Source organism: Rhodococcus chondri (genome assembly GCF_036327435.1).
GTDB lineage: Bacteria > Actinomycetota > Actinomycetes > Mycobacteriales > Mycobacteriaceae > Rhodococcus > Rhodococcus chondri.
Map to the genome: position 1 here is coordinate 1 of NZ_JAUZMZ010000153.1, position 10,700 is coordinate 10,700.

Below are 10,700 nucleotides of genomic sequence, written 5' to 3' on the forward strand. Positions count from 1 at the left end.
GGCAGCTGGTTGGGGGTGTTCCGGCCTGCCCACGACACGTCCAGCCACGGGCTGCTGTGGGCCTCGGCGACCGCGTCGGCGAGGTCGGTGCCGCAATCGAACCCGTTCGCGCAGTCGGTGCCCACGGCGAGTTCGAGGTAGCGCGTCAGCCACTGCAGGTACGTCATGGAGTCGACGTCGCCGAAGTACGGCTTCGCGGTGATGTCCAGCGCGGCGATGATCTCGTCACGGCGCGCGGCGACGGCCTCGGCGTCACCGGCGACCTCGTCGAGGAGGCGGCCGGTGCGGGACGCGGCGTTGTCGATCTCGTGGATGTCCGCACCGAGCTGGCTGCGACCCGACGCCATGCCGCCGTTCGCGGTGCCGGCGCCCACCCAGTCGGGAGTACCGGGGGTGTCGACGAGCAGCTGCTTGACCTCGGGAGAGGTCGTGGCCTCGAGGGCCGCCATCGCAGCGGTGCCGACGAGGATGCCGTCGAGCGGCATCGCCGGGAACCCGTGCGCGGTGGACCAGCGACCGGTCAGGTAGTCGGCGGCCCGCTCGGGCGTACCGATACCGCCACCGACGCACAGCACCAGATTCGGGCGCGTGCGCAGCTCGGCGTAGGTATCGAGGAGCAGATCGTCGAGGTCCTCCCACGAGTGGTGGCCACCGGCGCGGCCGCCCTCGATGTGGACGATGATCGGGTAATTCGGGACCTCGTTCGCGATGCGGATCACCGAACGGATCTGCGCGACCGTGCCCGGCTTGAACGCAACGTGCTCGATGCCGGCATCACGCAGGTCGGCGATGATCTGCACGGCCTCTTCGAGTTCCGGGATGCCCGCGGTGACGACGACGCCGTCGAACGGGGCACCCGCCGCGCGGGCCTTGGGAACGAGACGCTTGCCGCCCACGTGCAGCTTCCACAGGTACGGGTCGAGGAACATCGAGTTGAACTGTGCCGCGCGGCCCGGCTCGAGCAGGTCGGTCAGCTCCGCGACGTGATCGGCGAAGATCTGTTCCGTGACCTGCCCGCCACCGGCGAGCTCGGCCCAGTGGCCGGCGTTCGCGGCCGCGGCGACAATCTTCGGATCGACGGTGGTCGGGGTCATACCCGCCAGCAGGATCGGGGAACGACCGGTCAGACGGGTGAACGACGTTTCCACACCGATACGGCCGTCGGGCAGCGCCACCGGCTTCGGCGCGAACTCGGTCCAGGAGCGCGGCACCTCGGGCTCGGCGCCCGGAGTCAGGAGGTTGCGCTGACCACCGCGGGTGGCGGCGGCGATGATGCCGACTCCGTGGCCACGCAGGCCCGAAGTGGTCATGCGGGTCAGGAGCTCACCGGGTCCCAGATCGAGGATCCAGGAGGCGCCGGACGCGACCACACCGTCGACCTGCTCGACCCAGTCGATCGGCGCAACGAGGATCGCTTCTGCAAGCTTGCGCGCCAGCTCGGCGTCGAGGTCGCAGCGGGCGGCCCAGTCGGCGACCTGCTCGACCGCGTCGGCGAACGCGGGATGGTGGAAGCCGACCTCGGCTGTGACGGGCTCGAATGTCGGGGAGAACACGGCACCGCCGCGCTTCTTCGCGTCGCGCTCACGGGTTTCCGTGTCGGAGATCTGCTCGCAACGCTGCTGCACCCGTTCGAGGGCGGCAGGCGGGCCGGACAGCACCACGCGACGGCGGCCGTTGCGGATCGCAAGAACCGCGCTGCGCTCGGGGTCCTGGCCCTCGAAGACGTCGGCGACGATCGCGCGCAGACGCTCGGGGTCGACGCCTGCGACGGCGAGCATCGGGTACTTGCCGGCGCCGGAGATCAGGCCGCGGCGGCGTCCGACGAGGGAGCCGGCTGCGCCGATGAGCTGGGCGATCGCCAGGATCTCGGCGTCCTTGTGACCAGCGGCAGCGACGGCTTCGACGGCGAGAACGCCCTGCGAGTGGCCGATCACGGCGCTCGGGGCGTGGGTCGAGACGTCGAGTCCCTGGTTCGAGAGGGCGCGGAGCGCGGCCACCTGGGTAAGGAACACGCCGGGAAGGGATACCGCGGCGGAAGTCAGGGTTGCGGCCGACGGAACGGCGACGGGTGCGTCGTCCTCGTCTGCAAGTTCCTGCTCGAGGATCCACGCGATGGGATCGAACCCGGTGGGGCGCACGACGACGAGGTCGCCCGCGACGGGCGCGAGGTGCGCGGCGGCGATGTTGACCAGGTCGGTCAGGACCGGTTCGAGGCCGTTGTCGCGGCTGAGTTCTTCGAGCGAACCGAGCCAGGGAGCTCCCTGACCGCCGAAGGCCAGGGCATAGGGCTCACCGGCGACGAGCTTGTCGACGAGGGCGCCCTTGGGAGCCGCTGACGTCCGTTCGCTGGTGCGTCGTGATGCCTTCGAGTTCCGTCCGTTGTCGCCTGGTGTCGTCTCGTCGATCGTCACGCGTGTAGTTCCTCTCCTGAACACCCCTGCGTCGAGGCATTACCTGTGTGGCTAGCGCTTGCCTGCGCCGGTGTGTTGCTGGGCTGTTCTGCTCTTACGGGCACGCCCAGGTTCGCACAAAATCATGAGGAGTTCCTCATGTTTTGGTTCGCACTGTTTACGAGACAGTCCGTCTACCAGTGATGTCACTCACAACTGCCGAAAAAGCGACTCGCGAGTAACCCGAATCCCCCCTGGCTGCGCCGATGCGTGGACGTCCTCGAACTCGAGGAAACCCTCATCTTTATTGTTATCTAATCGTTACCACCTTGACGACGGCGCTTATGCATGCCTTCGCCACATAGCGGACTTGTCGGACCCTCCGGTTAATGTTCGCTTGGAATCGAACACACATTCGACACGGGGGCGGTATGGGTAAGGCGGTCAAGTACACAAAGGAAATTCTCGAGGAGGCCGTACTGGTATCTGCCAGCGTCGCCGGGGTGCTGCGATTCCTCGGCCTCCGACGCGACGGAGGCACTCATGCACACATCAGCCGGCGCATCCGATACTTCGGAATCGACACCTCTCACTTCACGGGTCAGGCACACCAGAAGGGGCGGCCGCCGCGTAACCGATTGCACTGGTCGGACGTACTTTGCGAATCTCCGGTTGGTGCCAATCGAAAAATTCCAAGATCCTTCGAAGGGCGCTGATCGAATCAGGACGACCTCACCAATGCGAAGGGTGCGGTATCGGTCCCGTCTGGTGCGACGAACCGATTGTCCTGCATGTCGACCACGTCGACGGAAACTCGAACGACTCGCGAGCCGCCAATTTGCGATTCCTCTGCCCCAACTGCCACAGCCAGACACCGACGTGGGCTGCTCGCAACTTGCGCCATCTCCGCGCGCGCGACTGACCTCGGTACCGTATTCTGCAGATGCTCACGCGCGAGTGGCGGAATTGGCAGACGCACCAGGTTTAGGTCTTGGCGTCCTTACGGACGTGGGGGTTCGAGTCCCCCCTTGCGCACCACGTGACATCACCCACGGGTGCACCGACCGTCTTGGCAGGTCGGTGCACCGCTCGGGTACCGTCGATATCGTGTCCGAGTATCGTCCGCCTCGCCGGTTCGCCCTGGTTGTCCTGGTCATCGTCGCCGCGGGGGGATGTCTCGGACTCGGCTACTGGCAGTGGATGCGCTTCGAGGAAGCCGGCGGCAACTACCAGAACCTCGGGTACGCCTTCCAATGGCCGGCATTCGCGTTCTTCTGCATCTACGCCTACCGCCGCTTCGTGAAGCTCGAATCCGAAGAGGCTGAAGCCGAAGCGACCGGCGGCCGGCGACCGTCGGAATCGGCAGAACCGACGGAGATACCCGAAGAACTCCTGCCGACGCGTCCCCGCACCATTGCCGAGGCGCGGGCAGACGAGGCCGCGGCCGACGACGACGATCCCGAAGCACGGCAGACCCAGGAGTACAACGACTACCTCGCGCAGCTCGCGCGCAGGTCCGATAGGAGCGCTCAGTGAGCACCACCCCCGAGCAGGCGTCCGGTCAGGCCACGACGCCGCGCAAGGTCGGCGAGGCCGATCGCAAGAAGATCGGCTCCGCACTGCTGCGGTACCGCGTCCTCGCGTACGCCACCGGCATCTGGTTGCTCATCCTCACCGGTGAGATGGTCGCGAAGTACATCATCGGTATCGAGAACGTGCCCGCGTGGATCGCGATCGTGCACGGCTGGGTGTACGCGATCTACCTCGTGCTGACATTCGACCTGTCGATCAAGGTGCGCTGGCCGGTCGGCCGGACGATCGGCACGCTGCTCGCCGGCACGATCCCGTTCCTGTCGTTCTACGTCGAGCACAAGCGCACCCGGCAGGTCAAGGCCGATTTCGGCGTCTGAACCGCGCGGCTTTTCAGCATCGAACCGTGTGACCGGGCGACCGGTCACACGGTTCGATGCTTTGTTACGGCCGAGTCTCTACTCGCCGGACGGGTCAGCGGGTGGGTAGACGCACCACCTGCACGAAGAACTCGTCGATCTGCCGCACCGCCCGGATGAACTGATCCAGGTCGACCGGCTTCGTGACGTAGGCGTTGGCGTGCAGCTTGTAGCTGCGCAGGATGTCCTCTTCGGCGGCCGATGTGGTGAGGACCACCACCGGGATATGCGCGAGGTCGGCGTCGGACTTGATCTTCTCCAGGACCTGCCGGCCGTCGTACTTCGGGAGGTTGAGGTCGAGCAGGATCAGGTCCGGTCGCGGAGATCCTTCGTATGCACCGCGGTGATACAGAAAGTCCAGCGCTTCCTCACCGTCGCGGGCAACATGCAGCGTATTGCCGATTTTGTTGTCTTCGAACGCTTCCCTGGTCATGAGTTCGTCGCCCGGGTCGTCCTCGACGAGCAGGACATCGATCGGCTTACCGGATGAGTTCATGTAGATGCTCCTTCCAGAGCCGCATCGCTGGTGGTCTCTTCTTCGGCCACCACCGGAATGGTAAAGCAGAAGCGAGTTCCGTCGCGGTGCGCCTGGTCGATCCAGATCTCGCCGCCGTGGTACTCGACGATCTTGCGGCAGACGGCAAGCCCGATTCCGGTGCCGCTGTAGATGTCGCGCCCGTGTAGCCGCTGGAAGATCACGAACACCTTCTCCGCGAACTCTTCCCCGATGCCGATTCCGTTGTCCGTGACGGAGAACTGCCACACCGCATCGGTCTCGTCGTCGCCGTCCGCCTGTTCGCATTCGATACTGATCACGACAGGCCGGTCCGGATGCCGGAACTTGATGGCGTTGCCGACGAGGTTCTGCCACAGCATGATCAGCAGCGTCGGGTCCCCGACGACCTCCGGCAGCGTGTCGGGCCGCTCGATGCGGACCTCGGACTCGTCGACGGCCTCCGACAGGTTGGTCAGTGCCGCGTCCAGCGTCCGGTCGAGCTCGATGCGTACATGGGCGTCGCTGACCCGTCCGACCCGCGAGAACGTGAGCAGGTCGTTGATGAGAATCTGCATCCGCTTCGCGCCGTCGACCGCGAAGGCGATGTACTGGGTGCCGCGCTCGTCGAGTTTGTCGCCGTAGCGTTTCTCGAGCAGCTGGCAGAACGACGCGACCTTCCGCAGCGGTTCCTGCAGGTCGTGGGAGGCGACGTAGGCGAATTGTTCGAGTTCGGCGTTCGAGCGCCGCAGGTCGACGGCCTGACTCTCCAGCTGCGCGTGTCGTTCCCGGGAGATCTGGAGTTCGTCGACGATGTGCTCGCGCATGCTCTCGACGTCGGCGGCCAGACCACGGATGTCCGCAGGTCCCCGGGTCCGGATGGGTTTCTCGAAGTCCCCTGCTGCGACGCGACGCGTTTCGGAACCGAGCCTGCTCAACGGCCGGACGACGATGATCTGCACAAGCACCGTCAGGCACACACCACTCAGCAAGAAGATCGCGATCATCGCCGCCAGCACCCGATCACGCATGCTGCGAATGTCCTCGAGTTGCGCGACACCGTCCAAGCGGGCGTCGGCCAGATCGCTGTTCAGAACTTCGAACCGACTGCGCAGCTGATCGAACGCGATTCGTCCCGCTTCCACCGCGGCGGGATCGACCGGTGCCGGTTGTCCCGGGACGACGTTCTCGACCAGAGGGACGGCGTACACCCGGCGCCATTCGTCCGCGCCACGTTCGATGGCCTCGACATCTGCAAGCAGTTTTTCCTCGCCCTCGAGGAATCGTCGAATCTCGACAGCGGCGTCCTGTTCCTCCTGCGCTCCGCTCGTGTACGGCTCGAGGAACTCGGGATCGGCAGCAAGAATGTAGCCGCGCGCACCGGTTTCCTGGCTGACGAGCGCCGACTGCAACCGGTATGCCTCGACTCGGGCAGGCTGGATGCGGTCGCGGACGTAGTTGGAAACCTCGGTGGTACGAGTCAGGAAGTGACTGCCGACGACGGTCCCGACCACCACCAGGACCCCCATGAAGCCCAGGACCAGCAGGATCCAGCCCTGCACGGTGAGCCCGCGGTGTCGAGCCGGGGGTTGTCTGCCGGTGGTTACGGCCGGACCGTCGGAGGCGTCGGGGTCGGCGGGGTTCGGGTTCGTCATCGTGTCCTGTTCGCTTCTCTGCTCCACCGCACGTGCACCACCGCGACATCGTCGGACAAACCGCCATGGTGATCCGCGAGCGCTTCTGCCCCGCTGATCAAGGAGTCGGTGAACGGCTCCGGTTGCATGGCCGCACATCGACGCGCGAGGTCCAGCAGCCCGTCCTCGCCGAGCCGTTCGGGGCCGGATCCGGTGTGGCCTTCGAACAGGCCGTCGGTGAAGAGGACGAGGGCACCGTCGGCCGGTAGTTCGAGTTCGTGGATCGGCCATGTCGCCGCTCCCGGCAACAGCCCCAGCGCCGGGCCGCCCGGCGCTTCGATCCATTCGACCGTCTCCGCTGTTCGGAGCAGCACCCCGGGGTGCCCGGCGCGCATGATCGCGACGGTATGCCGGTCGGGCGCCATGGCGAGGCTGGTCACGGTGGCGAAGAGGCGGTTGCCCGGTCGCTCGGCGACGAGGATCTCTTCGAGTTTGCGCATCTGCCGCTCGCCCGTGATTCCGGTCAGCACGAGGGTGCGCCACGCGATCCGCAGGGCAACCCCCAGTGCGGCCTCGTCCGGTCCGTGCCCGGATACGTCGCCGATGAGGACGTGGACGGTCCCGTCTGCCGTCTGGACGACGTCGTAGAAGTCACCACCGAGCAGGGTGGAGGTGCGTCCCGGCCGGTAGCGGGCGACGACTTCGAAATTCGCACCGTCGTGCAGCAGCGGCGACGGCAGCAGACCGCGCTCGAGCCGGGCGTTCTCCTGGGCTCGGAGCTGACCTGCCTGGAGCGCGGCGGCGGCCTGCTCGGCTTGCTTGCGTTGGATGGCGTAGCGAACGGCACGACCGAACAGGTCCGGTTCGACTCGGCCTTTGACCAGGTAGTCCTGCGCTCCGACGGCGACGGCGGCGAGGCCGGTCTGCTCCTCGGCGAGTCCGGTGAGCACGACGATCGGAACGGTATCTGCGTACTCCTGCACGCGCGCGACGGCCTCGAGGCCGTGCGCGTCGGGAAGGTGAAGGTCGAGGAGCACGCAGTCGGGCATGCGGTGCGCCAATTCATCGCGAGCCTGAGTGAGTGACTGTACCCACACGACCTGCATTTCCGGGGCGCTGTCCGCGACGAGTTCCTCGACGAGCAGTGCGTCTCCGGGATCGTCCTCGATCAGCAGCAACGACGGATGCAGGACCGGCTCGTCCGGTTGTGGGTGCGGGTCCACGGGGCTCGTCCTTCCTTGCTGCGGTGGGATTCTCGGGACGCCCGCGAGGTCGCGCGAATCGGGCCCCCGACTCGGATCTTCACTTGATCTCACAGCATTACCTCGTACCGCAGATGAATGGAATCGGCTGATCGCTCCGACGCCATGCGGAACAATACCTATCGGGCAGCGGGCGCGCCGTGAGGGACCCGACTGTGCTTTTGTCCTGCGCATCTCGCGTCTGTCGCCCAGATCTAGCATGATGGCACCGTGACCGACCCACTTATCGAACATCCACACATGACCCTGTCGACGACCCTGGCCGGGTCCGTCGCAGTACTGTCCGTCAGCGGGGACGTCGACATGTCCAGCGCTCCGCTGCTCGAGAAGAAGGCGCTCGACCTGCTCGACGCCGACCATTCGGGACTCGTCGTCGACCTCAGCGCGGTCGACTTTCTCGCCTCGATGGGTATTGCGCTACTCGTCGAGCTGTCCAAGCGTGCACCCGGGAACTTCGCGTTCGCGGTCGTGGCACGGGGCAGTGCCACCGCTCGGCCACTCGAAATGCTCGGTCTCGGCGACGTGCTCTCCATTTACCCGCATCTCGAGGAGGCCCTCGCAGCGCTCGAGGGTGCGTCCGAGGATTCCCCGGAATAAGGCACCGAGTCGACGAACCGAGGGAGCCATGCAGTCTCATCCCGAAGAACCCGCGTCGCTCACCACCGAAGGAGTTTTCTTTCGGGGCGTGCGCGCTGATTCGACAGAGATCGCGAATCTACGTCGCTCGATGCGGCAGTGGTTGGCGACCTTGAACCTGGGCGCGGACCGTGTGCAGGACATTCTGCTGGCGAGCTACGAGGCCCTGGCCAACGCGGTGGAACACGCATACGACGCGAGCGACGAGTCGGCAACCGTGGACCTCGAGGCGACCTACCGTCCCGAGGACAGGGAATTGAAGGTGACCGTGACCGATCACGGGCGGTGGCAGGACGCCATCGACGACGCGGCGCACCGCTCGCGCGGACACGGACTGACCTTGATCCGCAATCTCGCCACCGAGGCGGTGGTGAGTCCGGGTACGGAAGGCACCCTGATTGCGATGCGCTGGCTCGACTGAGCTGCCGGGTCGGGCCTCGCCGGAAGTCCGGTTCGGGTCGGTTCGGGATCGTATTGCAGCGAATCGCTGATCTCACAGCGTGCGGGGCTCCTTCACGAGCTGCGAGCATCGAATGATGCTGAAGTGGCCCGTGTTGCAGATGTTGTTTCGATTTCTCGGTTCGACCGTCGTCGCGGCGCTGGTGTCGCTCGGTCTCGGCGCGTATGTCCCGGTCGCAGCAGAACCGGGTGGCGACGTGGCCTGGGTGGTTTCGACCCGGGTACTGTCGCCCACCCATTCGGTCGTCGACGTGTACTCCCCCGCGATGGGCCGGGTCGTCTCCAACGACGTGCTGCGCCCGGCACACGGCGGGTCGCTACCGACGCTGTACCTGCTCAACGGCGCCCTCGGGAACGAGGACGGCGTCGGTTGGATCAACGATTCACAGGTGAGAAGTTTCTTCGCGGACAAGGACGTCACGGTCGTGCTGCCGACCGGGGGCCGGCTCGGTTTCTACACCGATTGGCGTGCCCCCGATCCACTTCTCGGGTCCTACCAATGGCAGACCTACCTGACCAGCGAATTGCCGGCGGTCATCGACGGCGAATTCGGAGGGAACGGCCGGAACGCCGTCGCCGGACTGTCCATGAGCGGCGGACCGGCACTGGATCTGGCGATCCAGGCGCCGGGTCTCTACCGTGCCGCGGCCTCGTTCAGCGGTTGCCCGGCGCCGAGCCACCCGCTTGTCGCCGCCGGCATGTCGGCCATGATCGCAGCCGGCCTGTCCGATCCGCTCAACATGTGGGGCCTGCCCGGCAGCACCGACTGGCGGTTGCACGACCCCGCGCTCAACGCCGCGAAGTTGCGCGGCACCGCCGTCTACGTGGGTGCCGCGCGCGGCGCGTTCGGAGCCGTGGATCGGATACCCGAGGGCGCGATTCCACCGTTCGGAGGTGCGGTGGTCGAAGCGCTGGTGTACCGGTGCACGGAGATTCTCGTCGGGACGTTGCGCGCCGCGGATGCGCCGGCGACCGTGTCCCTGCGAACCACTGGCGCCCACACCTGGGCGCTGTTCGAAGACCAACTGCGTGAGGCGTGGAGCACCACGATTGCTCCCGCGTTGGGCACCCGCTGATCCACGCTCCGACAGCTCCGGCCCAGCCGCCGATTTCGCCGAACGCCTCACGGTCGCAGGTCGCTGTGCGGACACTGAGTGGGTGAACGCGGAATTCGTCCTTCTCCTCGTTGTAATCGGCACAGCCCTCGCGTTCGATTTCACCAACGGCTTCCACGACACGGGCAACGCGATGGCCACCTCCATCGCTACCGGGGCGCTGACCCCCGAGATCGCGGTGACGTTGTCCGCGGTGCTCAACCTCGTCGGAGCCTTCCTGTCGGTCGAGGTCGCCGCCACCGTCGCGACCGGAGTGGCCGATCTCGGCACGGTGAGCGGCACGACGCTGATGCTCGTGGTGTTCACGGGCTTGATCGGCAGCATCCTGTGGAATCTGATCACGTGGCTGTTCGGGCTGCCGTCGAGCTCCTCGCATGCGCTGTTCGGCGGTCTGATCGGCGCCGCTGTCGCTGCGATCGGGCTCAGCGGCGTGGTGTGGGAGGGAGTGCTGGGCAAGGTGATCATCCCGGCCGTGCTGGCTCCGGTGGTCGCGGCGCTCGTCGCGGCGACAGGCACGTGGTCGGTACACCGGATCACACGGTCGACACCAGAACCGTCGGCCCGCAAGGGTTTCCGCACCGGGCAGATCGGCACCGCATCACTCGTCTCCCTGGCGCACGGCACCAACGACGCGCAGAAGACGATGGGCGTCATCTTCCTGGCACTCGTGGCTCACGGCACGTTGGGTTCGGGGGACGAGAGGCCGTTCTGGGTGAAGCTCTCGTGCGCGGTCGCGATCGCGCTCGGCCCCGATCTCGGCGG

10 protein-coding genes, 1 tRNA gene and 1 pseudogene are annotated in these 10,700 nt (G+C 66.4%); 8 read left to right on the forward strand and 4 right to left on the reverse strand.

The annotated features are described in order from the left end of the window. A partial coding sequence (locus tag Q8814_RS20715) for a fatty acid synthase subunit beta domain-containing protein (protein WP_330153879.1) occupies positions 1–2,411 on the reverse strand: 2,411 nt, incomplete at its 3' end. A gap of 410 nt (positions 2,412–2,821) precedes the next feature. Between Q8814_RS20715 and Q8814_RS20720 the strand changes: the two are divergent. From Q8814_RS20720 to Q8814_RS20735, 4 genes and pseudogenes are all read left to right on the forward strand, one after another. Further along, a pseudogene (locus Q8814_RS20720) lies at positions 2,822–3,312 on the forward strand (HNH endonuclease signature motif containing protein). Positions 3,313–3,341: 29 nt separating this feature from the next. Further along, positions 3,342–3,428 (forward strand) — tRNA-Leu (locus tag Q8814_RS20725). A 69-nt stretch (positions 3,429–3,497) separates the two neighbouring features. Next, the gene (locus Q8814_RS20730; protein WP_330153880.1) at positions 3,498–3,926 is read left to right on the forward strand and encodes a transcriptional regulator; all 429 of its coding nucleotides are present in this window, start codon (positions 3,498–3,500) and stop codon (positions 3,924–3,926) included. Then, entirely contained in the window at positions 3,923–4,300 is a 378-nt protein-coding gene (locus Q8814_RS20735; protein ID WP_330153881.1) for a DUF3817 domain-containing protein, read from the forward strand. The genes Q8814_RS20730 and Q8814_RS20735 overlap by 4 nt, the downstream gene beginning before the upstream one ends. Before the next feature lie 94 nt (positions 4,301–4,394). Here the strand turns inward: Q8814_RS20735 and Q8814_RS20740 are convergent, their stop codons facing one another. The 3 genes from Q8814_RS20740 to Q8814_RS20750 form a co-directional block, all read right to left on the reverse strand. Then, the gene (locus Q8814_RS20740; protein WP_330153882.1) at positions 4,395–4,835 is read right to left on the reverse strand and encodes a response regulator; all 441 of its coding nucleotides are present in this window, start codon (positions 4,833–4,835) and stop codon (positions 4,395–4,397) included. Beyond that, positions 4,832–6,361, reverse strand: coding sequence for a sensor histidine kinase (locus Q8814_RS20745; protein WP_330153888.1), 1,530 nt, complete (start codon positions 6,359–6,361; stop codon positions 4,832–4,834). Before Q8814_RS20745 ends, Q8814_RS20740 begins: the two co-directional genes overlap by 4 nt. 122 nt (positions 6,362–6,483) lie before the next feature. Further along, positions 6,484–7,689: a PP2C family protein-serine/threonine phosphatase gene (locus tag Q8814_RS20750; protein WP_330153883.1), complete on the reverse strand. Its 1,206-nt coding sequence runs from the start codon at positions 7,687–7,689 to the stop codon at positions 6,484–6,486. A 249-nt stretch (positions 7,690–7,938) separates the two neighbouring features. Here Q8814_RS20750 and Q8814_RS20755 point away from each other — a divergent pair, with 249 nt between their 5' ends. The 4 genes from Q8814_RS20755 to Q8814_RS20770 form a co-directional block, all read left to right on the forward strand. Next, positions 7,939–8,325, forward strand: coding sequence for an STAS domain-containing protein (locus Q8814_RS20755; protein ID WP_330153884.1), 387 nt, complete (start codon positions 7,939–7,941; stop codon positions 8,323–8,325). Between the two features lie 88 nt (positions 8,326–8,413). Further along, complete coding sequence (locus Q8814_RS20760) at positions 8,414–8,785, forward strand: ATP-binding protein (RefSeq protein ID WP_330153885.1); 372 nt, start codon at positions 8,414–8,416, stop codon at positions 8,783–8,785. A 139-nt stretch (positions 8,786–8,924) separates the two neighbouring features. Next, positions 8,925–9,899: an alpha/beta hydrolase gene (locus Q8814_RS20765; protein WP_330153886.1), complete on the forward strand. Its 975-nt coding sequence runs from the start codon at positions 8,925–8,927 to the stop codon at positions 9,897–9,899. Positions 9,900–9,981: 82 nt separating this feature from the next. Next, a partial coding sequence (locus tag Q8814_RS20770) for an inorganic phosphate transporter (RefSeq protein WP_330153887.1) occupies positions 9,982–10,700 on the forward strand: 719 nt, incomplete at its 3' end.